General features: G+C 46.7%; 19 protein-coding genes. 15 read left to right on the forward strand and 4 right to left on the reverse strand.

Annotated elements, in window-relative coordinates:
- The coding region (locus ABIN22_RS00005) for a thiamine pyrophosphate-dependent enzyme (RefSeq protein ID WP_346906005.1) at positions 1-566 on the forward strand (566 nt) is incomplete at its 5' end.
- Positions 567-829: 263 nt separating this feature from the next.
- Positions 830-2,050 (forward strand): ABC transporter substrate-binding protein, encoded by a 1,221-nt coding sequence (locus ABIN22_RS00010; protein ID WP_346906006.1) that lies wholly within the window; start codon positions 830-832, stop codon positions 2,048-2,050.
- A gap of 258 nt (positions 2,051-2,308) precedes the next feature.
- Here the strand turns inward: ABIN22_RS00010 and ABIN22_RS00015 are convergent, their stop codons facing one another.
- Positions 2,309-3,067 (reverse strand): response regulator transcription factor, encoded by a 759-nt coding sequence (locus ABIN22_RS00015; protein ID WP_118620133.1) that lies wholly within the window; start codon positions 3,065-3,067, stop codon positions 2,309-2,311.
- Complete coding sequence (locus ABIN22_RS00020) at positions 3,045-4,850, reverse strand: sensor histidine kinase (RefSeq protein WP_346906007.1); 1,806 nt, start codon at positions 4,848-4,850, stop codon at positions 3,045-3,047. The genes ABIN22_RS00015 and ABIN22_RS00020 overlap by 23 nt, the downstream gene beginning before the upstream one ends.
- Before the next feature lie 194 nt (positions 4,851-5,044).
- On the opposite strand from ABIN22_RS00020, the gene ABIN22_RS00025 reads away from it, so the two are divergent.
- The 4 genes from ABIN22_RS00025 to ABIN22_RS00040 are packed head-to-tail and all read left to right on the forward strand — an operon-like array spanning position 5,045 to position 10,489.
- Complete coding sequence (locus ABIN22_RS00025; RefSeq protein ID WP_118620134.1) at positions 5,045-5,920, forward strand: carbohydrate ABC transporter permease; 876 nt, start codon at positions 5,045-5,047, stop codon at positions 5,918-5,920.
- On the forward strand, positions 5,920-6,750 hold the full coding sequence (locus tag ABIN22_RS00030; RefSeq protein WP_109731072.1) for a carbohydrate ABC transporter permease: 831 nt from the start codon (positions 5,920-5,922) through the stop codon (positions 6,748-6,750). Before ABIN22_RS00025 ends, ABIN22_RS00030 begins: the two co-directional genes overlap by 1 nt.
- A 58-nt stretch (positions 6,751-6,808) precedes the next feature.
- On the forward strand, positions 6,809-9,262 hold the full coding sequence (locus tag ABIN22_RS00035) for a glycoside hydrolase family 31 protein (protein WP_346906008.1): 2,454 nt from the start codon (positions 6,809-6,811) through the stop codon (positions 9,260-9,262).
- A gap of 48 nt (positions 9,263-9,310) precedes the next feature.
- Positions 9,311-10,489, forward strand: a complete 1,179-nt coding sequence (locus ABIN22_RS00040; protein WP_346906009.1) for a trimethylamine corrinoid protein 2 — start codon at positions 9,311-9,313, stop codon at positions 10,487-10,489.
- Between the two features lie 61 nt (positions 10,490-10,550).
- Here ABIN22_RS00040 and ABIN22_RS00045 read toward each other — a convergent pair whose 3' ends face one another.
- Positions 10,551-11,474, reverse strand: a complete 924-nt coding sequence (locus ABIN22_RS00045) for a magnesium transporter CorA family protein (protein ID WP_243099284.1) — start codon at positions 11,472-11,474, stop codon at positions 10,551-10,553.
- Positions 11,475-11,628: 154 nt separating this feature from the next.
- On the opposite strand from ABIN22_RS00045, the gene ABIN22_RS00050 reads away from it, so the two are divergent.
- The 4 genes from ABIN22_RS00050 to ABIN22_RS00065 all read left to right on the forward strand — a co-directional run bounded on the left by ABIN22_RS00050 (position 11,629) and on the right by ABIN22_RS00065 (position 16,163).
- Entirely contained in the window at positions 11,629-13,290 is a 1,662-nt protein-coding gene (locus ABIN22_RS00050; RefSeq protein ID WP_346906010.1) for a MutS-related protein, read from the forward strand.
- A 201-nt stretch (positions 13,291-13,491) separates the two neighbouring features.
- Positions 13,492-14,067, forward strand: a complete 576-nt coding sequence (locus tag ABIN22_RS00055) for a glycerol-3-phosphate responsive antiterminator (RefSeq protein ID WP_346906608.1) — start codon at positions 13,492-13,494, stop codon at positions 14,065-14,067.
- Between the two features lie 73 nt (positions 14,068-14,140).
- A complete protein-coding gene (glpK, locus tag ABIN22_RS00060) occupies positions 14,141-15,637 on the forward strand; it encodes a glycerol kinase GlpK (protein ID WP_346906011.1) in 1,497 nt (498 codons plus the stop codon).
- Between the two features lie 34 nt (positions 15,638-15,671).
- The gene (locus ABIN22_RS00065; protein ID WP_109731077.1) at positions 15,672-16,163 is read left to right on the forward strand and encodes an L-2-amino-thiazoline-4-carboxylic acid hydrolase; all 492 of its coding nucleotides are present in this window, start codon (positions 15,672-15,674) and stop codon (positions 16,161-16,163) included.
- Positions 16,164-16,323: 160 nt separating this feature from the next.
- Here ABIN22_RS00065 and ABIN22_RS00070 read toward each other — a convergent pair whose 3' ends face one another.
- Positions 16,324-17,187 carry a class II fructose-bisphosphate aldolase gene (locus ABIN22_RS00070; RefSeq protein ID WP_109731078.1) on the reverse strand — a complete coding sequence of 288 codons (864 nt, stop codon included), beginning with the start codon at positions 17,185-17,187 and terminating at the stop codon, positions 16,324-16,326.
- A 148-nt stretch (positions 17,188-17,335) separates the two neighbouring features.
- Between ABIN22_RS00070 and ABIN22_RS00075 the strand changes: the two genes are divergently transcribed.
- Genes ABIN22_RS00075 through ABIN22_RS00095 form a run of 5 tightly spaced genes read left to right on the forward strand, consistent with a single transcriptional unit; the run spans position 17,336 to position 23,783 of the window.
- Positions 17,336-19,402 carry a pyruvate formate lyase family protein gene (locus tag ABIN22_RS00075; RefSeq protein WP_346906012.1) on the forward strand — a complete coding sequence of 689 codons (2,067 nt, stop codon included), beginning with the start codon at positions 17,336-17,338 and terminating at the stop codon, positions 19,400-19,402.
- Positions 19,403-19,454: 52 nt separating this feature from the next.
- Positions 19,455-20,174, forward strand: coding sequence for a radical SAM protein (locus ABIN22_RS00080; RefSeq protein ID WP_346906013.1), 720 nt, complete (start codon positions 19,455-19,457; stop codon positions 20,172-20,174).
- Between the two features lie 24 nt (positions 20,175-20,198).
- The gene (locus tag ABIN22_RS00085; RefSeq protein WP_109731081.1) at positions 20,199-21,383 is read left to right on the forward strand and encodes an iron-containing alcohol dehydrogenase; all 1,185 of its coding nucleotides are present in this window, start codon (positions 20,199-20,201) and stop codon (positions 21,381-21,383) included.
- Positions 21,384-21,386: 3 nt separating this feature from the next.
- Complete coding sequence (locus ABIN22_RS00090; protein ID WP_109731082.1) at positions 21,387-22,811, forward strand: L-fucose/L-arabinose isomerase family protein; 1,425 nt, start codon at positions 21,387-21,389, stop codon at positions 22,809-22,811.
- 15 nt (positions 22,812-22,826) lie between these two features.
- Complete coding sequence (locus tag ABIN22_RS00095; RefSeq protein WP_181368654.1) at positions 22,827-23,783, forward strand: carbohydrate kinase family protein; 957 nt, start codon at positions 22,827-22,829, stop codon at positions 23,781-23,783.
- The last annotated feature ends 44 nt before the right edge of the window (positions 23,784-23,827 follow it).

Below are 23,827 nucleotides of genomic sequence, written 5' to 3' on the forward strand. Positions count from 1 at the left end.
TCAACATCATGGTATTCGATACAGAAGTTTACTCCAACACAGGCGGACAGTCCTCTAAGGCTACAAAGACAGGTGCAACAGCACAGTTCGCAGCAGGCGGAAAAGAAACAAAGAAGAAAGACCTTGCCGGAATCGCAATGAGCTACGGTTATGTATACGTAGCACAGATTGCTATGGGTGCTGATTTCAATCAGACAGTAAAAGCAATCGCAGAGGCAGAGGCTTATCCGGGACCATCACTCATCATCGCTTACGCTCCATGTATCAACCACGGAATCAAGAAGGGTATGAGCAAAGCTCAGACAGAAGAGCAGTTAGCAGTAGAGTGCGGATACTGGAACAACTTCAGATTCAATCCTGCAGCAGAAGGCGCTAAGTTCACACTGGACAGCAAAGAGCCAAAACAGGAAGAATATCAGGCATTCCTTGACGGAGAGGTTCGTTACAATGCCCTGAAGAGAGCTAATCCGGAAAAAGCTGAGAAACTCTTTGCACAGAATGAGAAGGAAGCTATGGAAAGATATTCTTACCTGAAGAAACTCGTTACTCTTTACGGAGAAGAATAAGAAGCATGATTGCTTTTTATCCGAGAACTGAGTAAAGGATTCAAAGGTATCAATCAAAGGACCTTACTGATTTTCACGTCAGTAAGGTCCTTTTTTGATTGTGTCTGCTGCGAGAGAAATTGGTTTATGCAATATGACGAATAAAAAAGTGTGCTATATTTATGTGTGAGTTAAAAAATGACAAAAACAGAATGAAAACATACATGGAGAATGTGCATAATTACTGATAAGATCTTGTTATAAAAGATTGGGAGGTCAAAAACATGAAAAAACGTATCGTAGCAATGCTGCTGAGCGGAGCATTGGCAGTCTGTACACTGGCGGGATGTGGCTCAGGTTCTGATTCTGACAGCAAGGATGATTCTTCTGACAGCGGCAAAGGCGGCACTACATTGTCGATTCTGGCAAGCCAGGACTGGATATATGATGCCGAGATGGAGCTGGGTGAAAAGTTTGAGGAAGAAACAGGAATCAAGGTGGATTATCAGATCGTACCGTCTGACCAGTATTACAACCTGCTGATGACTAAATTAAACAGCGGGGAGGGCCCGGACATTTTCTGCGGACAGTCAGGAAGCTATGACCTGGTTTCGCAGTATAGTATCGAAGATAATGCGATCGCCCTGACGGACGAGCCGTGGACATCTTACTATAATGAGTTTGCAGCAGAGCAGACTTCTGTTGACGGGACCCTTTACGGGGCAACGTATTTCGATACAACAACAGACTATTACATGGTTTATAACAAGAAGATTTTTGAGGAAAATGGTGTAAAAGTACCATCGACCTTTGCAGAATTTGAAAAGGTATGTCAGACATTGCTTGACAAGGGTGTGACACCAGTATATGAACCGGTAGCCGATGGCTGGCACCATGTTATGTGGTTCTGTGAAATCGGTGGGAAATATGAGGAGCTTGTTTCTGGTATTGTAGACAAGTTAAATAATAACGAGGTGAAATTCGCAGATGTTCCTGAGTTTAAAGAAGCTCTTGACCAATTGAATAAGCTGGCCCAGAATGGATACTTCGGTGACAACTATCTGTCGGACGAATACACAGATACAGCAGCAATGCTCGGAAGCGGCGAATATGCAATGACAATCGGCAAACCAGGTGCGATGATAGAGGCAGCGGAGGCATCCGGTGGTACATACACAGAAGAAGACTTTGATATGTTCCTGATTCCCACGCTGGACAATGATGTTTTAAATGAGCATCCATGCGGACCGTCCAGATTTGTATACTCAGGCTCCAAGCATGCAGACGAGGCAAAACAGTATCTTGAATACATCACAACCAAGGAAAGCATCCAGCACATGATCGACAACGAACCGAAAGTAGAAAACCTCCCGTATGATGCCGGACAGGAACCTGCCTACAGCGAGACAACTAAGGAATTCTTAGAATGGATTCCATCAAGTACCTCAACCCACAGTGGACAGAACTGGGACAGGATATCGTATCTATGTTTATCGGTGACATGACATCAGACGATGTGCTCAAACAGATTGATACAAGAAGAGCAACACAGGCAGACGCGGCAGGAGACGAAGCCTGGAAGTAAGATTTGAATTCAGGACAGTAATATCCTGGAGGTGTAACATTTAGAATTAAAGAAAAGGCTTTCTGCAAAATAGTCGTTTTATGGCTATTTTGCAGAAAGCTTTTCTAATTTCACAGGCAGATGCTGTTGCTATGCACACCATGAGGTTTGGACATCAGCGATGCCGCTGGTCGGACGTCTAGGGTTTTTGTTCCTGTTTCCGGTAGGCCGTCGGGTTCAGCCCGGTCAGTTTCCGGAAGGTTTTGCTGAAATGGAACTGATCGGGATAGCCGACCCGTTCCCCGACTTCGCGTATCGGAAGCCCCGTATCGGTCAGCAGCCGTTTAGCCTCGTGGATTCGTATATCGGTCAGGTATTTCAGCGGCGTGTCCCCTTTGTATCTGTTGAAAAGCTTTGTGAGGTAAGCCGAGGTAAAACCTAAGGAGGCAGAAAAAGAGCTGATATCGATGTCGTCCATATAATGCTCTCTCATATACAGCACCGTGTATTCCACGATTTCTTCAGCATCTTTTCCGACGAGCGCGGGATCTTCCTCAAGTTCGTAGAACTTCTGGAGATGGAGACGTACACGGCCCAGCGTGTTCTCTAAATCCTCCATTGTGACAGGTTTTAGCATATAATCGAAGACTCCCTGTTTGAGGGCTTCACGTGCGTAATCGAAGTCTGCATATCCGGTCAGAATGACTGTCAGGATATGTGGGTACTGCTCATGAATCCTCTTGGCAAGTGTAAGCCCGTCCATGACAGGCATACGTATATCTGTCATGACGAGGTGGATATTCTCCTTTTTCAGGCACTTCAGGGCGTCCTCGCCGTTAGAGGCCTGACAGACAACCTTGAAGCCGGCCTCAAGAGATTCGATATGGCGGGAAAGAGACTGCATCAGCAGCATCTCATCCTCCACAAGCAGTACATTATAATGGTTTAATCTGGTCATTGAACCTTCCTCCTACTTTCACAATAGCTCCCCCCTCCGGGAGGTTTCCAAAATCAAATATAAATGTAATTCCATAAATCAGGTAAAACCTGATAAAGATATTCAGGATACCCATACCGTCCAGCTCCAGACTCGGCAGAAGTCCTTTTTCCAGTATGATATCCATCTGCGACTTCAAGTGGGCAGTAATCTCTTCACCGAAGCCCGGGCCGTTATCTTTTACTTCTACATACCAGCATTCTTTATCCATATGCCCCTGTATAACAATATGCCACGGTGGAGATGTATTGGCTGTGAATTTGACGGCATTTTCTACGAGGAGCTGTATACAGAGTTTTGGAACAGGCAGCTCAAGCATATCGTCTTCCACATCAATTTCATATTTAAGCGAATCTCCGAACCGGAGCTTAATACATTTTAAATACAGGTCGCAGTGTTCCAGTTCTTCTTCAAGCGAGGAAACCTGTTCTTTATTTGAGGAGATATAGCGCAGGATCGATGTAATATCCTGACACATCTGTGCCACTGGCTGTGTTAGTCCCTCTTCTGCCATCGCGGCAATGGTCATGAGGGAATTATACAAAAAGTGCGGGTTCATCTGGGACTGGAGTGCAAGCATCTGTGCCTGTAGTTCCTGTTCTTTTAGTACCATCATTGAATTCGTGGATGCTTTCTGCGAGCGCATCGCTTCATTTAGAGAGTTTCGCAGTTTGTCAATCTCTATTACCCCGGAATCTGCCATCTCAATTTCCCGGAACTGGTCCTGAGGGTCGATATGAGAAAGAAAACGATAAATCTTTTTCAGCGGTGCACTTAATCTTCCGGCAAAGATCCGGGCAAAAAAGAGGCACATGAGAAGGACAATCAGAAAAATGAAGATCGTCAGACTCAGAGAACGATAAACAGGAGCAAAAAATTCTGTGCTTTTTATTGTGGTTACCGTTGTAAATCCGCTGTATTCCATATCTGAATAATATACATATTCCTGACACTGTTTTTGGGTGTTGTAGATTTCAGTTTCTTCGGATTCCCTGTAAGTAAAGTATGGAAAGACGTCCTTCTGGCTTTTGTTTAAGGGGAAGATGATGTTTCCCTCGGCATCGTAAATGATGACGTCGATATCGTATGTACTGTCGGGATAGAAAGCGCGTTCAAAAAGGATATCATAGTATTTCATTACCTCTACGAAGCCGGCAGGATTCTGATAATTATCATAATACATACGCAGCAGGGAGAAATAAAACCTGTCTTTGTTTGTTCCCGTACTGGACGACAGCACCTCATTCTGAGATGCAGGAGGGAAATATTTGAAGCCGTGGGAAGCAAAGGCTTTTGCAAACCAGGGCTCCTGGGCCGTTATGGTATGAAGTGTCCCAGTGTAATTCCCGGTTCCGTAACCGCCTTCCGTCAGCCCATAAAGATTTATCTGGCGAATGGATGCATCCACCCCTTTCATTGAAGTTAATGTATTGGCAAGCGTATTCTGTCGCTGGGTCTGTTCATACGGCGTGGCATCCTCATCGTTCAGATAATCTGAAAAGGTATCCTTAATTAATGTCGAATGTATCGTGTTCATACAGACAGTATCCATCTGGCTGAGCTGGAGGTCAATATCCTCCGCTATTGCCGAGCATGTCCTCTGGATATCGTGCTCCGTATTGGAACGAAGGTTCAGGTACTGCACAACAGAAAACAAAATCGTTGCCAGAACCAATAAAGTCAGCATGATGAGCAAAAAATAGGAAGAAAGAATCTTCTGTATGCTTCTTGGTTTACGCTTCATAACAATCCTCCCCGGCAAGCTTCCTTATTATATAAGAAAAACTGTCTTTTAATGGTTCAATTAGTATAGCACATTGTACAGGAATATGCATCGGGTGGTTAAAAAAACACATAAAATAGCTCAATGTATGCATGTGATTACGTTCTGGATTTGTATAAAATAAATAAAAAGGAAAAGAACGGAGGAGAATTTCAGTGAAAAAATCAAAGTTATACCCCTGGTACTTTGCGGCAGGCGCAATTCTGATCTATACGGCGCTCTGTGTAATACCCGGAATCATTGGTATCGGATACTCATTTACAGACTGGTCTGCATATTCCAAAGAGGTGCATTTTGTAGGTCTTGAAAATTTCAGAAAGGTATTCAGCGCAGACACAAATTATTTCAAATACATAACGAACACACTTTTATTTACGGTGGTGACGACGGTTGCGAAAACAGGGCTCGGGTTATTATTTGCACTCGCGCTCAGCAAGAACATCAAACTGAAGAATTTCCACAGAGGCGTGATGTACATGCCTTCAGTATTATCCATCCTCATTATCGGCCTTGTGTTTACTTCCATTTTAAACCCGAAGATGGGAATCCTGAACGAAGGTCTTAGGGCGATCGGTCTGGACAGTCTGGCACAGCAGTGGCTGACTAATCCGAAGATTGCTTTCTGGTCCGTTATGGCGGTCGATATCTGGAGGGGCACGGGTTACATTATGACTATGCTGATCGTTGGAATACTGGCGATCCCGCAGGATTACTACGAGGCGGCCAGCATAGACGGGGCAAACGGCTGGAATAAATTTGTACATATTACACTGCCGATGCTCAGGCAGACAATGGCGGTTACGATTGTTTTGAACGTCCTGTATGGCCTGAAAGTATTTGATATGGTATATGCACTGACGAATGGAGGCCCGGGACATACGACAGAGGTTATGTACACCGCGGTATTCAAACAGTTTTCACAGGGACTTTACGCGGAAGGTACAACGATCAGTTCCATTATGTTCGTGTTCATGATAGTTGTTGGATTCTTTATGATTAAAATCCTGACGAAAGACGAGGTGGAGGAATAATGAATAGTCAAACAAAGAAGAAAGCTGTTAATATATTAAAAAACATTCTGGCCTGGGTCATATCACTGATCATGCTGATACCTCTGGCACTGATTGTGGTCAATGCATTCAAAGGTGATTCAGAAGCGATGTCCCTTACGCTTTCGCTCCCGAAAACATGGGTTTTTAGTAATTTTACTACAGTAATTGAAAAAGGGAAATTAGTCAGGAGCTTCCTGAACAGTTTCCTTTATGCAGGCAGTGCAACTGTGATTGCCGTGGTGCTGGGCGCGATGGCAGCCTATGTCTTTTCCAGAAGGCGTGACAGGGTGAACAATAGCGTTTATATGTATATGGTGCTCGGAATCGTTATTCCGATCAATTATGTTGCTTTGATGAAGGTAATGCAGGTGACACAGCTCAATAACAGCGTGCCGGGAATCATCCTGCTCTATGTGGCAACACAGCTCCCATTCACAGTATTTTTGATCTATGGGTTTGTATCCAAAGTACCTGTGGATCTGGATGAAGCGGCAGTGATTGACGGCTGTGGTCCATTCAGGCTGTTTTTTAACATCATCCTTCCGATGCTGAAATCCAGCATCGTAACAGCGGCGGTACTCTGTTTCCTGAATACATGGAATGAATTTGTCATGCCTTTGTATTTCCTGAATTCCTCCGAAAAATGGCCGATGACGCTTGCTGTTTATAACTTCTTCGGACAGTACAGTAAGAGCTGGAACTTAATCTGTGCAGATATCCTCCTTACGTGTCTGCCGGTTATCATTATGTATCTTGTCTGCCAGAAATATATCGTCGGCGGGCAGACGGCAGGAGCGGTCAAGGGTTAACTTGTGCTTAAAGAGCCCCCGGCGTGTCCGGGGAAGAGAGGAAAAGGAGATCGAATCGATGAAAGTATTATCATGTACAGCCAGTCAGGATCACAGGTCGGCAGAGCTTATGACCGATCAGGGAAAACTGGCAGTTTACGGGATAACAGAGAATATCATCCGATGTGTCTATACAAAAAGAGAAGAGGTGCTTTCTCTGTCACCGGTTGGGATAGAAAGAGCCACAGAAGCCGGGATTTGTATAGAAGAGAAGGAAGACTGCTATATCCTGGCTACGTCCGGTGTTAGTATCAGAATAGAGAAAAGAACCGGGAGGTTTATCTGGAGTGACAGGAAAAGCGGGAAAATCCTGTTGAAGGAGGACAGCAAAGAACTGGCTGAGAACCCTCTTATGGTCTATTCCACAGGTGGAGAAAAGCCGGTGATCCGCCGGGTGGTGACGGTGGATGGAGAACGGAATTTCGTAGAGAATTTAAAACCGGAAGAAGACCACATGGCTTACAGGGGAAAACTGTATTTTGACTGGGCCCCGGACGAGCAGATACACGGGCTCGGACAGGGAGAGGAGGGTATCTACAATTACCGCGGCAATGTGCAGTACCTCTACCAGCACAACATGAGGATCCCGATTCCGTTTCTTTTGTCAGACCGGAAATATGGAATACTGGCGGACTGCGGAAGCCTTATGACCTTCAATGATGACAGCAGGGGATCTTACCTCTATCTGGACATGGTTGAGCAGCTGGATTATTATTTCATTGCCGGGGAATCTGTGGATGAGATCATCGCGGGTTACCGGAAGCTTACCGGGAAAGCGGTCATGCTGCCGAAGTGGGCATACGGATATGTGCAGTCTAAAGAAGCGTACCGCACGCAGGCGGAAATGATCGAAATTGCCGAAGAATACCGGAAACGCAGGATTGGACTGGACTGTGTGGTGCAGGACTGGAATACATGGGAAGACGGTAAATGGGGCAATAAGAAGGTAGATAAGAGCCGCTATCCTGACCTTAAGAAAATGAATCAGGCATTACATGATATGCATGTACATACAATGGTGTCGGTTTGGCCGAATATGAATTCCGGCACGGAAAACTGCGATGAGATGGAAGCACATGGATTTCTGCTGAATGACTATGCAACCTATGACGCATACGATGAGGAAGCGAGGAAGCTGTACTGGAAACAGGCGGAAGAAGAGCTGTTTTCAGGGGGATTCGACTCCTGGTGGTGTGACTCCACGGAGCCGTTTTCAGGGCCGGACTGGAACGGAGCCTGCTTAAGAGAACCGTGGGAGAGATTTCAGATGGTCGGAAACGAGCATAAAAAATTCCTGCGTGCCGACAGGGCCAACCTCTATGCAGCGGCCCACGCAAAGGGAATTTACGAAAATCAGAGGAAAAGCGCCCCGGGAAAACGCGTCCTGAACCTGACACGGTCCGGATATGCAGGTTCGCAGAAGTACGGTACCATGCTCTGGTCCGGGGATACCTGTGCGACCTGGAAAAACTTTAAAAAGCAGATCACAGAGGGTCTGAACATGTGTATCAGCGGTATGCCCTACTGGACACTGGATATCGGCGCATTTTTTACAGTCAATGAAAAATGGCAGAACAGAGGCTGCGGATGCAGTCAGGACCCTTCCATGAAATGGTTCTGGCGGGGGGACTATGACGAAGGAGTCAGTGATCTCGGATACCGTGAGCTGTACGTCAGGTGGTTCCAGTACGGTACGTTTCTCCCGATGTTCCGTTCTCACGGAACGGATACGCCCAGAGAAATCTGGAATTTCGGAGAAAAGGGGGGAATGTTCTATGATGCTTTGGAAAAAAGTATCCGCTTAAGATATCGCCTGATGCCTTATATCTATTCTATGGCTGGAAAAGTATGTCTGGAAGACTATACGATGATGCGAAGCCTCCTGTTTGACTTCCCGGAAGATAAAACAGCCTCCGCGATGGACAGCCAGTTTATGTTCGGGGAAAGCCTGCTGGTATGTCCGGTCACGGAGCCAATGTACTTTGGTGCAGGGAGTCAGAAACTGGATGCAGCCAGAAACTGGAAATGTTATCTTCCGGCAGGAGAAAGTTGGATCGATTTTGAGAGTGGAAGATATTTTGAGGGTGGTCAGTGGATTGACATCCCGGTTACACTGGCATATATTCCAGTATTTGTAAAAGCAGGATCTGTCATTCCAATGGAAGAAAGTCTGGAGTATGCATCAGAGGAAGTGGACACACCGTTTGAAATCAATATTTATCCGGGTAAGGACACTGTTTTTACTTTATATGAGGATGCAGGGGACGATTATAGTTATGAAGAGGGAATCTATAACCGGATTACACTGAATTGGGAGGAGCGGGAGAAAACGCTTACGGTTGGGCCGGCAGAGCATGATTTCCCACAGAGTATCCGCAACAGGAGCTTAAGAATTATTTTGAATAAAAAAGAATCGGGCCGGACGGAACGGGTAGTCGATTATTATGGGGAAGAAATAAAAATATATTTTTAGAAATATATTCAAATCCATCCACAGAGATATGAGCAGGAGGAAAAGAAAATGAAATATAAAAAGAACTGGGAAGAAACTCAGGAGAAATGGAAAAATTACTGGAAGCATCAGAATACAGGGAGACCGCTGATGTGCGTGATTGCAAGAAAACAAGAGATCGAGAAGTATTCCGATGGAAAACCGGCGCAGGGCGGTTGTATGGATGTCATCTGTCAGGGGAAATATTACAATCTGCCGGAAGAATTGAAATGGAAGGATATGGAGGATAAGTATCAGGATGCGGAGCGTATTGTAGCGAGATACCGCCAGTTCTGCGAGACCCACGAGTTCCTTGGGGAGAGTTTCCCGAATCTGGATGTGGATTTCGGCCCTGGTTCCCTTGCCGCCTATCTTGGTTCCGAGATAGGCTTTAAGGAGGATACAGTTTGGTTCGAGTCCTGCATTGATGACTGGGAAGAGGCGCCTGATTTCAAGTTTGATCCCGAGAATAAATGGTTTAAAAAGCATATCGGACTCGTAAAGAAATGCAGGGAACTGGCCGGAGACGATTTTCTTGTTGATATGCCTGACCTGATGGAGAACATTGATGTGCTCGTGTCACTGCGCGGGGCAGAGGACATGCTGTATGACATAATCGATGACCCGGAGATAGTGGAGGAGCGGATTAACCAGATAGGAAAGATATATTATGAATATTATAACCGTTTCCACGAGATTATCAAAGATGAAAATGGAGGAAATGCGTATACCGTATTCCAGATATGGGGCCCGGGGAAGACAGTGAAGCTCCAGTGCGATTTCTCTGCGATGCTGTCACCTGACAATTTCCGGGATTTTATACAGGAATCTCTTCGTGAACAGGCTAAAAAGGCGGACCAGGTTCTGTATCATCTGGACGGACCGGATGCAATCCGCCATCTGGATGCACTGATGGAAATAGAGGAGATCGATGCACTGCAGTGGACCAGCGGGGACGCAGGGCCGGACGGAACGCTGGAAGAATGGGACGTTATCTACGACAAGGTACGTGCCGCAGGCAAATCTCTCTGGATAAAGGTGTATTCCGGCGAGTTTGAAGACTGGATCAGGAATGTAGACCGGATTATACAAAAATACGGCTCACACAGCCTCTTCCTGCTGTTCCCGGAAATGTCGATGGAGCAGGCAGAAACACTGCTTGATTACGCGGAAAAGAACTGGAGCGATGTAGAAGGAACGTGGAGTTAATGTAAAGGTGTGCAGACTTCTCAGAAATGAGGGGCCTGCACACCTTTGTCTGTAATGGGATTCAGTCGAACCATTTTTTCTTATGGAAGAACCAGAGTTCGATAACGATGATGAGCAGGCAGACAAGGATCACCACCCCATATCCGGAAGAAGAGGTGAGTTCCGGCATGTTAACGAAATTCATGCCGTACCAGCCGGCAATCAGCGAAAGCGGCATGAAGAATGTTGTCACGATCGTCAGCACCTTCATGATCTGGTTCTGCCGCACATCAATCTGGGACTGGTGCATTTCCCGCAGCTGCATGGAGTACTCTTTGAGCGTTTGGACGTTGGAATACAGTCTGCCGGCACGGTCTGTAAACAGTCCGAATAAGACACTGCTCCTGTCCTGCGCCATATCGGGGAGCGCTTCCTGAAGAGACTCGCCCATATCAGCCAGTTGTTCGTAATAGGAACCGAGCGCTGTCAATTCTTTGCGGATGTGGAGAATCGCCCTGTCGAAATTGTCATCCTCACCATCCAGCAGGCGTTCCTCCAGCCGGGTAAGGTGCTCTTCATAATTCTGCAGGAAAAAGACATCGTCTTTGATTAGGTATTCCATAAGGTCGAATAACAGGCCAAGCGATGACAAAGGCCCTGTGAGTGGCATATCCTCCAGCTGTGAAAGGAGAGGTGCTGCAGTATCTTTGTCGTCTATAAATAAAAGCTCGGAATCTGTCAGAAAGAAGCAGAAGCAGAGCTTTTCAGCAGTCGGGGATTCTTTGCGAGGTACAGCGAATGTACCGGCTGCAGATCCTCCCAGGACGTCTGCTTTACAGCAGTGGATATGGCTGAGGTTCCGCAGCATCACCGGATATTCAGGGGTATCCCGGTAATGCTGCGTATATTCTTCGGAGGTCAGTATTTTCACGGAGATGCCTTCACTGTCTGTGTGCATATTACCTGAAAGTCTGGTTAGTTTCATGTTCAAAGTATATTGAATCATATGTGCGTGACTCCTTTCAGAGTTTTCTTTCATTGTACCATCTGCCGGATATGAAGTCTATAATCTTCTCTCCATGATACGCGGGTGATTGACAGCAGGATTCTCTGGTGGTATTATTGTATTAGTTGAATAATACAATGATAGGAGGAGCGCCATGACAGAATCTATTTTTATTGCATTGGTGGTATTGGGTGTCATAGCAGTGTGTTTTGTGATCTCATATATAGACAATATGAGGCGGATATACAAGATAAAGAGACGGCTTGAGTATAATTACGGACGCTGGAGGGAGGTAGATTATTCGGATGCGGTACTGTCTGTGATTGGTGAATATACTGCGGCTAAGGACTCTATGATTGATGATATCACATGGAATGACCTGGATATGGATGCGCTGTTTATGTCCATCGACCACACATGGTCTTTTGCAGGGGAGGACTACCTGTATTACCTCCTGCATGTTCCGAAGGTGATGCCCGAAGAATGGGAAGAGCAGGAGGAAATGATTACATATTATCAGGAGCATGAAAAAGAGCGTATAGAGATGCAGATGGAGTTTACCCGGATTGGGAAAAACCACGCATCCTCTGTTTACAGCTACATCATGGACTGTATCCGGTTCAATACGAAGGTTCCGCCGGTTCATTATTTTTCATTTGTATTCTTTATATTTTCAGTGGTGATTACTGTGATATCACCGTCCGAGGGACTGGGACTTCTGATTCTGGCGATGGTGGTAAATGTGCTTCTCTACTTCTATAAAAGGAAGGAACTGGAAGGTTCCATGCAGGCGCTCCAATACTTTAAAAAGCTGATGGAGGGGGCAAAGTCACTCACAAAGAAGAAGCTGATCTGTAATCCGAAATACCATTCCAGAGTGGAAAAGGACTACAGGCATCTGAAAAAACTGATGGGGGCGAGCGCTTACTTAGGTCCTGCAAACTGGGACAGCCCGTCGATTGCAGAGATGTTTCTGGATTACATCCGGCTTGTTACGCATATCGACTGCATTTTCTTCTATCACTGCATGAGCCGCTTAGGCAGGAATATTGATATTGTGGAAAACATGTTCACCACAATGGGGTTCCTTGAAAGTATGCTGGCTGTAGGTTCCCTGCGGGAGGCGCTGCCGGTCTGGTGCAGGCCTGAATTTACAGATGAGAAGATGCTTCGAATAATTGATGCCTATCACCCGGGGCTGAAAGAACCCGTACCGAATTCTGTGAGTGTGAAGGACGGGATTCTGATTACCGGTTCCAATGCGTCCGGTAAATCCACATTCCTGAAAACGATAGCAATGAATGTCATACTGGCCCAGAGCCTGCATACGTGCCCGGCAAAGGCTTACTGTGGAAAATGGTTCCATGTATTTTCGTCTATGGCGCTCAAAGACAGCCTGTATAAAGGGGAAAGCTATTACATTGCGGAGATCAGGGCGCTGAAGCGTGTTATGGAGCCGGTGGAAGAAGAGGCTGTGATCTGTTTCGTAGACGAGGTGCTCAGGGGAACGAATACAGTGGAGCGCATCGCCGCTTCCACACAAGTACTGAAGGAGTTCCAGAAAAAAGGAATCCTGTGTTTTGCGGCCACCCATGATATTGAACTGACCTATCTGCTGGAAGAACAATATGATAATTACCATTTTCAGGAACAGGTGGCTGATGGTGAGATTATATTTGATTATCTCATTTATGACGGCAGGGCAACTTCCCGTAATGCGATACAGCTGCTGGAGATATTGGGATATGAGCCGGAGATCATTAACGGGGCAAAAGCGATGGTGGAGCAGTTTTTGAGCACAGGAAAGTGGAACTGACAGTGAAGGATAACAGTTTTCGGACGGGGAAGCTGTTATCCTTTTTGTATTTTATTTTATACCGGAAAATCATAGATAAATTAAATGTATTCTGATGAAAATGACCGGCGGTTATGATATTATGTGAGTAGCTGTAATAACGGGAGGGGCATGGAAATATTTTTTGCGACAGCTCCTGAAGAAGAAAGAATAAGGAGGGGAATCGTGCAGAGTTTCTATCAGATTGTGGAAGGAAATCCAATGATCGCAGCGGTAAAAGATATGGATGGCCTTGAAAAAAGCTGTGCGGCCGAAGAAATTCAGGTGATCTTCGTATTATTTGGGGATATCTGTACCATCCGGCAGATTGTAGAGAGGATTAAAGAGGCGGGGAAGATGGCACTGGTACACATCGACCTGATTACGGGACTTAGTTCCAAGGAGGTTACCGTAGATTTTATGAAAGAGAACACCCGGGCAGACGGCATTATTACTACGAAGCAGCCGCTGGCACACAGGGCAAAGGAACTGGGGATGTACGCGGTTCTGCGGTTTTTTGTGATAGATTCTATGGCGCTGAAAAGTATTGAAAGTCTGGACAGGCAGAAGGGCGGCAGACCGGACTTTATCGAGGTGCTTCCGGGAGTGATGCCGAAGGTCATCAGGAAGATCTGTGGGCTCAGCCGTATACCCGTCATTGCGGGCGGCCTCATTGCGGATAAAGAGGATGTGATGGGGGCGCTGGATGCCGGGGCGGTTGCTGTGTCCACAACAAAACAGGAAGTCTGGATGCTGTAGGAGCCGCCTGTTTTATGTGATTAATCAGGGAAATGAATCGTTAAAACTTATTATACAAAAGGGAGGCAGTAATATGTCAAAGTATGTAATGGCGCTGGATTCGGGGACAACCAGCAACAGGTGTATCCTATTTAACGAGAAGGGTGAAATGTGCAGTATGGCACAGAAGGAATTCACGCAGTACTTCCCGAAGCCGGGCTGGGTGGAGCACAATGCAGAGGAAATCTGGTCAAGCCAGCTGGAGGTAGCACAGCAGGCGATGGCAAATATCAACGCAACGGCGGCAGATATTGCGGCGATCGGTATTACGAACCAGAGGGAGACGACAATTGTATGGGATAAGGAGTCAGGGGAGCCGGTCTATCAGGCCATTGTGTGGCAGTGCAGGAGGACGTCGGAATATTGTGACAGCCTGAAAGAGAAGGGGCTGACAGATAAGTTCCGGGAAAAGACAGGGCTTGTGATCGATGCGTATTTCTCGGGCACAAAGGTAAAATGGATTCTGGACAATGTAGAAGGTGCGAGAGAGAGGGCTGAGCGCGGCGAGCTTTTGTTCGGTACAGTGGAGACATGGCTGATCTGGAAGCTGACAAAAGGTGCGGTCCATGTGACAGATTATTCCAATGCATCAAGGACGATGCTTTTTAACATCAATACACTCCGGTGGGATGAGGAGATTCTGGCAGAGCTCGGGATACCTGCGTCTATGCTGCCTGAGGCAAAGCCATCCAGCTGTGTATACGGTGAGGCGGATGCCGGGTTCTTTGGGGCGCCAATCCCGATTGCCGGCGCAGCGGGAGACCAGCAGGCGGCGCTCTTTGGACAGACCTGTTTTAAAGAGGGCGAGGCGAAGAATACATATGGGACAGGATGCTTCCTGCTTATGAATACAGGGGAGAAACCCGTATTTTCCAAGAACGGGCTTGTAACGACGATCGCGTGGGGGATAGACGGGAAAGTCACTTATGCGCTGGAAGGCTCTATCTTCGTAGCAGGAGCGGCAATCCAGTGGCTGCGGGATGAAATGCAGCTGATCGATTCTTCACAGGTATCGGAATATATGGCACAGAAGGTCGAGGACACGAACGGATGCTATGTTGTGCCCGCGTTTACAGGCCTTGGGGCACCGCACTGGGACCAGTATGCGAGAGGGACGATCGTAGGCCTTACCCGTGGTGTGAATAAGTATCATGTCATCAGGGCGACGCTGGAATCACTGGCATATCAGGTGAATGACGTCCTGCAGGCGATGGAGGCGGATTCCGGAATCACGCTTTCTGCACTGAAGGTAGACGGCGGGGCCAGTGCCAATAACTTCCTGATGCAGACGCAGGCGAACTTAAGCGATGCACCGGTGAAACGTCCCCAGTGTGTCGAGACAACGGCGATGGGGGCGGCCTATCTTGCCGGGATTGCCGTCGGGTACTGGAAAAATAAAGAAGAGGTGCTTACCAACTGGGCGATCGACCGGGTATTCGAGCCGGATATCGATCCCGATGTGCGTAAAAAGATGCTGCGCGGCTGGAATAAGGCGGTACGGTATTCTTATGAATGGGCAAAGGAAGATTAGGCCGGAATGATAACAAAGCCGGAAAGGGAGGAATATGAGCAGGATAAAAAATGAACCTAAGATTAAAAATGGTGTGATAACAGCTGTCCGTGAACAGCTGGAACATCGGGCGCTATGGCTTTATTTATTGTGTGATGAGGCGGGAAAACGTGGTCTGGACTGGAAAGATTTTGGAAGTGCAGCCATCAAAAGATGCGGACTGAGCCAAGGGGCCGGGTTAGTGAAAAAGGGCAGGACAAAGGATTTTACCGGACTTCGTAAGACATTGTTTACGAAACCCGCCCAACTCGTGTTTGAAATGAAGATCAGGAGAAGTACGCCCCAGGTACTGGCTATTGATTTTCATTATTGTCCGCTTGTTAAGGCGTGGCAGAAGGCAGGCTGCTCTGATGAGGAGATTGCGACGCTTTGTGATATTGCAATGTGCGGGGATCATGGGATCGGCGAGGCTTATGGTGGGGAACTGAAGCTGCTGAAGAGTATCGCAAAAGGGGATGAGGTATGCCGTCTGTATTATCATAAATGATGTAGAGGACAGGCACAGTCTTAAAATATCTTTTATCTTGTTTTCTGCATTATGGAAATAAAGAAAGATTAGAGAAAAAGTGTGCAGACAGCTTTCGGGAGGTCTGCACACTTTTTGGGTTATATGTAACTTTTCACATGGATAATCTGTATAAGCGTATTTATTTCAGGATATTCTGGTTCAGCAGTCTCATTCTCTGCTCAACAACTTCGCAGATTGCTTCTTTGCCTGCCTGGAAGGTGCTGTTTACATTATATCTGAAATCCTCTGCCTGCTGTACTTCTGCGATTCTCTTTGCAGCAGCGGTTACGAGGTCTGTTGCGATATTGATCTTAGCGATTCCGTGGTTTACAGCTTCTGCAATCTTGTCCTGAGGTGTGCCGCTTCCACCGTGCATAACTAACGGAATGGAAACTTTCTGCTCGATCTCAATCAGTCTCGGAATATTGATTTCTGGTTTGAAAGACTTCGGATAAGCGCCGTGCATGGTTCCGATAGAAACAGCCAGTGCGTCGATGCCGGTCTGCTCTGCAAAATAAGCAGCTTCTTCCGGATCTGTCTGGAAAGATTCCTCTACCGTTACATCCTCATCACCTTCATTACCGGGAAGACGTCCCAGTTCTGCCTCTACACTGACGCCGGCAGCGTGAGCCACTTTTACAACCTCTTTCGTAAGGCGGATGTTCTCTTCGATAGGGAAACGGGATGCATCAATCATAACAGAAGAATATCCGGCAACGATTGCCTGTACGATTGCATCATAGGAGCGGAAGTGGTCTGCATGCAGGGCAATCGGCACATCCACAGTCTTTGCAACGCTTTCTGCGATGCGGGCAACATTCTCGAAGCCACCCATAGAAATAGCCTCCCCTTCCCCGATAATATAGATAGCAGGAAGTCCGAGTTTCTGAGCGGTTTCTGCGATTGCTTTGGCAGAATCATAATTCCAGATCATGAATCCTCCAACTGCGCATTTGTTTGCACGTGCGTTTTGTAACATTTGAGTCATTGATACGAGTGCCATAATAATTGCCTCCTTTAAAATAATTATTTTTCTTCACGAGTTGTATTGACAGATGTGTCTCTCGTTGCTATAATTGTATTATCGTTCATATTAACGTTAATGTCAATACCTTTTTTGAAAGTGAGGTAAAAAAATAGTGACAGAAGAAATGAAACAAATAAAAAAGTACATATTAAACAAAAAACATGCAAAATTTAGAAAAAATAAAGACTGGGACAGAAGTGGTGAATTAACAGAAAGTCAGGTAAACACGGCACTTGGAAGTCACGAACTGTTGCTGAGGAAGAAGAACCGCCTGATCTGGATGCTTGAGCAGGAGCAGCCGGCATTCATACCGGGAATGGATCTGGTTTTCATGAGAACGATTGTTGAAAATAGTTGTATCGTTAATACAAACGAGGAAAAAGCACTCAGGAATCAATATTATTTACATGAAAAAGGGCATGTATGTAATATCTCACCTGATTACAGTGAAGTACTTGCAGGGGGCTTTGAAAGCATAGAAAAGAAGATTCAGAAAGCAAAGACAGAGCCCGGCGGTTCTGATAAAGAGGAGTACGCAGATATTCTTTCAGAGATCATCCGCAGCATCTATTCTTTTACAGAAAAGTATGCAGAGGCACTTGAGGAGGACGGACGCAAAGGCAAGGCGGCTTCTTTAAGAAGAAGTGTACATACCGGGGCAGAGAGTTTTCCGGAGGCACTGCAGCTTCTGCGCCTCCTGCACTATCTGGCATGGCTGGAAGGGGAATATCATATAGGGCTGGGACGGTTTGACCAGTATTTGTATCCTTACTATAAAGAAGATTTAGAAAAAGGAAGGCTGATGAATGAAGAAGCGTTTTCCTGCATCGAGGAATTCTTTCTGGCATGCAACATTGACAATGACCTGTATCCGGGGGTCCAGCAGGGGGATAACGGACAGAGCCTGATGCTGGGTGGTGTGGATAAGGATGGAAAGGACTGTTTCAACGAACTGTCAGAGATGTGCCTTCGCGCCAGCAGGGAATTGAAGCTGATCGACCCGAAGATTAATCTCAGGGTGAACCAGGATACCGGGATTAAGCAGTATGAAGAGTCGACCAGACTCACAAAAGCGGGCCTTGGATTCCCACAGTATTCGAATGATGACGTAGTCATTCCCGCATTGACAAGATGGGGATATCAGTTAGAAGATGCACGCAATTACACGGTGGCGGCCTGCTGGGAATTCATTATACCGGGAAAAGGGATGGACATTCCGAATATAGAAGCAGTATCGTTTCCGAAGATTGTGAACCGGTGTGTGGAGAAGTACTTAAAAGAAACAGACAGCTTCGGGGCATTCAAAGAAAAACTTCTTGAGGAACTGAAGGCGGAAGTTGATGATATTACAAAGCGGCTGGAACCGATTTTTATGTACCCGGCGCCTTACCTGTCTATGCTGATGTATGGATGCACGGAAGAGCTTAAAGATATTTCGCAGGGATGTGTTTACAATAATTACGGCCTGCACGGCACCGGGATTTCCTGTGCGGCAGATTCCCTGTATGCATTGGAAATGTACTATTTTACTGAAAAGAAAATTACGGCGGAAGAACTGATCGGGGCGGTCAGGGATGATTTTCCGGAAGATCTGCCTTATCTGAAGCTCGTAAGAGATGAGATGCCGCATATGGGGGATGGGAACCCTGCGGTGGATAAATATGGAGTCTGGCTTCTGGACGCATTTGCGGACGAAGTGGCTGGCAGGAAGAATGAAAGAGGCGGCATATACCGTGCAGGAACCGGATCGGCGATGTATTATATCCGCCATGCGGAAGAACTCGGGGCATCACCGGACGGCAGAAGGAAGGGTGAATATTTCCCGGCAAACTTTTCACCGGGACTGTCTGTTAAGACAAAAGGGCCTTTATCTGTGATTAAGTCATTCACTGCACCCAATCTGGAGCGTGTGGCAAACGGCGGGCCTCTGACACTGGAATTCCATGACAGTGTCTTCAGGGGCGAAGAGGGAATTCAGAAGGTGGCATCCCTCGTGCAGATGTTTATAAAAAATAAAGGGCACCAGCTCCAGCTGAATGCAATCAACGCAGAGACACTGAAAGATGCACAGCGCCACCCGGAAAACTACAGGAACCTGATTGTCAGGGTATGGGGATGGAGTGCTTACTTCGTAGAACTGGATAAGGTTTACCAGGATCACCTGATCAGGCGGGCAGAGTATACGGTCTAAATGGAAGGATAGTCTGCCGGAGCCCATACAGGCGGGGCTTATAGGAGGTATTATGGAAACGGGAAGGATATTCGATACAAAGGAATTTGCCGTTTACGATGGAGAAGGAATCCGCGTGACGTATTTCCTGCAGGGATGTCCGCTGAGATGTGAGTGGTGCCATAACCCTGAGGGGCAGCCGGTGGAAGGCGGCAGGACGGTTCGTTCCGTTGAAATCATAGATGAGATCAGGGATTATGCCGTTATGTGGAAAGGATGCACAGGTGGTGTGACTTTTTCGGGAGGCGAGCCGTTGATGCAGGAAGCTTTTCTGGCGGAAATCATGGATGGGATTGGTGATGTCTCAAAAGCGATTGAAACTTCGGCTGCCGTTCGGGGGCAGGTCTTTCAAAATATATGCAGGCGGGCCGACTTTGTATATGTAGATCTGAAACTGATGGATGAAGAACAGCACAGACGGTATACAGGAATATCCAACAGACTTATTCTGGACAATATCCGGTGGCTGGCAGGAACAGATATTCCATGCACGGTCCGGATCCCCATGATACCGGGGGTGAATGCAACAGAAGAAAATTACAGGCAGACAGCAGAGTTTTTAGCAGGGCTTCCAAGGAAACTTCCAGTGGAACTTTTACCTTACAATACCCTGACAAGGGCGAAATACGATGCAATTCACAAGGAATATAGAATTAGTTTTGATGAAGAGGATGCTGTTTGCGAGGATACACAGATATTTACACGATATGGAATCCCATGTGGGATTTTATAAAATAAAAGAAAAGGAGTGATGGCTATGAAAAATTTTGAATTCCGGAACCCTACGAAAATTATCTTTGGAAAAGGGACGGAGAAGGAAGTCGGGAAAGAATGTGCCCGATATGCAAAGAAGGTACTTTTACATTACGGAGCCGGAAGCGTTATACGAAGCGGCCTTCTGGACAAAGTGAAAAAGTCTCTTGAGGAGGCACAGGTGGAGTATGTGGAACTGGGAGGTGTAAAACCAAACCCGAGGATCAGCCTTGTCAGAGAAGCTATTGAGCTTTGCAAAAAAGAAGAGGTTGGATTCATTCTGGCCGTAGGGGGCGGCAGTGTCATCGATTCCGCAAAGGCAGCTGCAATGGGAATCAAATACGACGGTGATGTGTGGGATTTATATGCTAAAAAAGCAGAACCGGTCGGAGCGGTAGGCGTAGGTGTCGTACTGACGATACCGGCTGCAGGCAGTGAATCCAGCAACTCGTCGGTTCTGTCCAATGAGGAGGAAGGGCTGAAACGTTCCTGCGATTCAGATGATATTTATCCGAAATTCTCTATCCTGAACCCGGAGATTACCTATACAATGCCGAGATACCAGATCGCATGCGGATGTGTGGATATTATGGCACATATCATGGAACGCTATTTTACACAGACACCGAACAATGGAGTATCAGACCGCATGGCCGAGGCACTTTTGAAGAACATGATCCATTTTGCACCGAAAGCTCTGGCAGAGCCGGAGAATTATGATTACCGTGCAGAAATCATGTGGAACGGGACACTTGCACATAACAATTTAATCAACTGCGGCAGACAGGCAGACTGGGCAAGCCATCCGATCGAGCATGAGCTGAGTGCAGAGTACGATATGGCTCACGGCGGCGGACTTGCAATCATCTACCCTGCATTTATGAAATATGTATACAGACAGAGACTTCCCCAATTTATCCGCTTTGCAACGGAAGTATGGGGTGTTGAGTATGACAGGGATGATGCAGAAGCAACAGCATACGAAGGCATTGTCAGATTAGAGGCATTCTTCCGGTCACTGGGACTTCCTACAAGACTTGAGGATGCCGGAATCGAAGCCGACGATGCTAAGTTACATTTCCTGGCTAAGCGCTGTGACAGAAATGAACTTGGAAAGGTCGGACATTTTGTAGAACTGGAAACAGAGGATGTAGAAGCTATTTATCATTTAGCAAAAAAGGAGGGCTAAGATATGCCAGAGTCAGTAGTAAAGATCGGATACGCAGCTACAAGAAGAGGCTGTTTTAATCACCCGGAGGGACATGAATTCCGCGAGAAAATCAAAGAAATGGTTTCCGGATGGGGGGCAGAACTGGTTGACATTGACGGTATTAATGACGAAGGACTTCTCGTAGAGCCATCAGATGTGGCAAAAGCGGTAAAAGTTTTCAAGGATGCAGAGGTAGACGGACTCTTCATTGCAAACTGCAATTTCGGTGAGGAATCTGTTGCCGCTATGGTGGCAAAGGAAGTGAATAAACCTATCCTGCTTTGGGGACCGAGGGACAACACACCTGTACCTGATGAGGACCGCTACAGAGATACACAGTGCGGGCTGTTCGCGATTGGCAAGGCACTGCGCCGGTACAATCTGCCATTTACCTACATTCCGAATGTGGCACTGGAAGATCCGGTCTTTGAAAAAGGATACAAATCATTCGTGGCAGTCTGCTCCATCGTCAAGAACTTTAAGAAAACAAGAGTCCTGCAGATCAGTACCCGCCCACAGCCTTTCTGGAGCGTTATCTGTAATGAAGGCGAGCTGGTTGAGAAGTTCGGAATCGAGGTATTCCCGGTTACGATCCAGGATGTCAAGGATATGACAGAGGAACTGGAGAAAACAGACAGTCCGCTTGTAAAAGAAGCAAGGGCGCGTTTTGAAAACAGCCTCTGCCTCAAAGGAATTTCAGAAGAACAGCTTATGAACAGCGTCCGCCTCTATGTGGCTGTAAAAGAACTGTGCAGGATCAATGACTGCAATTCTGTAGCAATCCACTGCTGGGGACCGCTTCAGAAGGCAGTAAAATCAGCTACATGTACAGTGAACAGCCTTCTGACGGAAGAAGGAATCCCTGTTGCATGTGAGACAGATATACATGGCGCGATTACATCCATTATTCTGCAGTCAGCAGTATTCTGCACGAGATCCATATTCTTTGCAGACCTGACGATCCGCCATCCGGAAAATGACAATGCAGAGCTTTTATGGCACTGCGGAAACTTCCCGCCGTCACTGGCAAGGGAAGGGGCAGAGCACAAGGTAGAGCTTCTCTGTCAGGATCTGGGACCGATGCCGACACAGAACCACTGGGAGATTGAACACGGAGATATTACTGTATGCCGTTTCGATGGAGATCATGGCGAATACCAGCTGCTGATCGGTGAAGGCAAAGGCGTGGATGGACCGAAGACACGCGGTACATACAGCTGGTTCGAAGTCAATGACTGGCCGATGTGGGAAGAGCACCTTGTAAAGGGCCCTTATATCCACCACTGTGCGGGAGTACACGGCAAAGTAGCACATATCCTGTATGAAGCATGTAAATATATCGGCATAAAGGCTGATCCGGTCTCACCGACAAAGGAAGAGATTGAAGCATACTGGAGAAGCGTATAAAGCGGAGGAATGTATATGGACGTTGTAGGAGTAGGATACCCGGTGCAGGATATGCTTGTCCGGATTGAGCAGATACCAAAGGCACGTGTCCATGTCTTGTCCAAGATCCTTTCTTCCAGCTGGCAGGGGGGCGGCATGGTCTCTACAGGACTGGCCGCAGCTTCCGTGCTGGGGGCCAGGGCAGGGATTATCGGAGTAGTGGGAGGCGATCTTTATGGGAAAGCCTGTATCAATGACTTCAAGATGAACGGAGTGGATACGAGTCATTTATACGTAGATGAAGAAGGAACGACCAACTACACCATTGTTTTGACCGAGACATACACGAAAGAGCGCTGTTTCGTCGCGAATGACGGGAGTAAGAGGAATCTGAAGGCTGAAGAGCTGGATGAGGCATATATAAGCCAGGCAAAATATCTGCTTGTGACAGAAATGGATGAAATTAGTATTAAGGCTGCCATCATAGCCAGAGCGAATGGCGTGAAAGTTGTCATTGATGCTGACCTTTATGAAAAAAGAACAATGGATAACATAGAACTGATTGATGTATTCATTTGTTCCGAAGAATTTTATCAGGGCATGTTCGAGGATGAGGATTATATAGGGCACTGCAGGGAAATACAGGCAATGGGGCCGGAAGTGGCACTCGTAACGCTGGGCGACAAAGGATGCAGAGGCGTATATAAGGATACCGTCATCGACCAGAAGGCATTTACAGAGATAGACGTTGTGGATACGAATGGGGCAGGTGATGTATTCCACGGAGCATTCATATATGGAATGCTTCAGGGCTGGGAACCGGAGTATATCGCAAGGTTTGCATCTGCTGTTTCTGCGATCAAATGTACAAGGCAGGGAGGACGTGCAGGAATCCCGGATGCAGAAACGACCAGAAAGTTTCTGGAGACAGGCGTGATCGACTATACCGAAATTGATAAAAGGGTAGATATTTATAAAAAAGGCTTATTTTAACTCTCTTGTTTTGCAAATTTGAACGTTAATATATATAATAGAAG

This window comes from Faecalicatena orotica (genome assembly GCF_905197545.1).
Classification (GTDB): Bacteria; Bacillota; Clostridia; order Lachnospirales; family Lachnospiraceae; genus Faecalicatena_A; species Faecalicatena_A orotica.

What these genes read in the sequence shown, in the direction of transcription:
- ABIN22_RS00010 (WP_346906006.1), top strand. Translation starts at nt 830, where the DNA reads ATGAAAAAACGTATCGTAGCAATGCTGCTGAGCGGAGCATTGGCAGTC.
- ABIN22_RS00015 (WP_118620133.1), bottom strand. Translation starts at nt 3,067, where the DNA reads ATGACCAGATTAAACCATTATAATGTACTGCTTGTGGAGGATGAGATG.
- ABIN22_RS00020 (WP_346906007.1), bottom strand. Translation starts at nt 4,850, where the DNA reads ATGAAGCGTAAACCAAGAAGCATACAGAAGATTCTTTCTTCCTATTTT.
- ABIN22_RS00030 (WP_109731072.1), top strand. Translation starts at nt 5,920, where the DNA reads ATGAATAGTCAAACAAAGAAGAAAGCTGTTAATATATTAAAAAACATT.
- ABIN22_RS00035 (WP_346906008.1), top strand. Translation starts at nt 6,809, where the DNA reads ATGAAAGTATTATCATGTACAGCCAGTCAGGATCACAGGTCGGCAGAG.
- ABIN22_RS00040 (WP_346906009.1), top strand. Translation starts at nt 9,311, where the DNA reads ATGAAATATAAAAAGAACTGGGAAGAAACTCAGGAGAAATGGAAAAAT.
- ABIN22_RS00045 (WP_243099284.1), bottom strand. Translation starts at nt 11,474, where the DNA reads ATGATTCAATATACTTTGAACATGAAACTAACCAGACTTTCAGGTAAT.
- ABIN22_RS00050 (WP_346906010.1), top strand. Translation starts at nt 11,629, where the DNA reads ATGACAGAATCTATTTTTATTGCATTGGTGGTATTGGGTGTCATAGCA.
- glpK (WP_346906011.1), top strand. Translation starts at nt 14,141, where the DNA reads ATGTCAAAGTATGTAATGGCGCTGGATTCGGGGACAACCAGCAACAGG.
- ABIN22_RS00065 (WP_109731077.1), top strand. Translation starts at nt 15,672, where the DNA reads ATGAGCAGGATAAAAAATGAACCTAAGATTAAAAATGGTGTGATAACA.
- ABIN22_RS00070 (WP_109731078.1), bottom strand. Translation starts at nt 17,187, where the DNA reads ATGGCACTCGTATCAATGACTCAAATGTTACAAAACGCACGTGCAAAC.
- ABIN22_RS00075 (WP_346906012.1), top strand. Translation starts at nt 17,336, where the DNA reads ATGAAACAAATAAAAAAGTACATATTAAACAAAAAACATGCAAAATTT.
- ABIN22_RS00080 (WP_346906013.1), top strand. Translation starts at nt 19,455, where the DNA reads ATGGAAACGGGAAGGATATTCGATACAAAGGAATTTGCCGTTTACGAT.
- ABIN22_RS00085 (WP_109731081.1), top strand. Translation starts at nt 20,199, where the DNA reads ATGAAAAATTTTGAATTCCGGAACCCTACGAAAATTATCTTTGGAAAA.
- ABIN22_RS00090 (WP_109731082.1), top strand. Translation starts at nt 21,387, where the DNA reads ATGCCAGAGTCAGTAGTAAAGATCGGATACGCAGCTACAAGAAGAGGC.
- ABIN22_RS00095 (WP_181368654.1), top strand. Translation starts at nt 22,827, where the DNA reads ATGGACGTTGTAGGAGTAGGATACCCGGTGCAGGATATGCTTGTCCGG.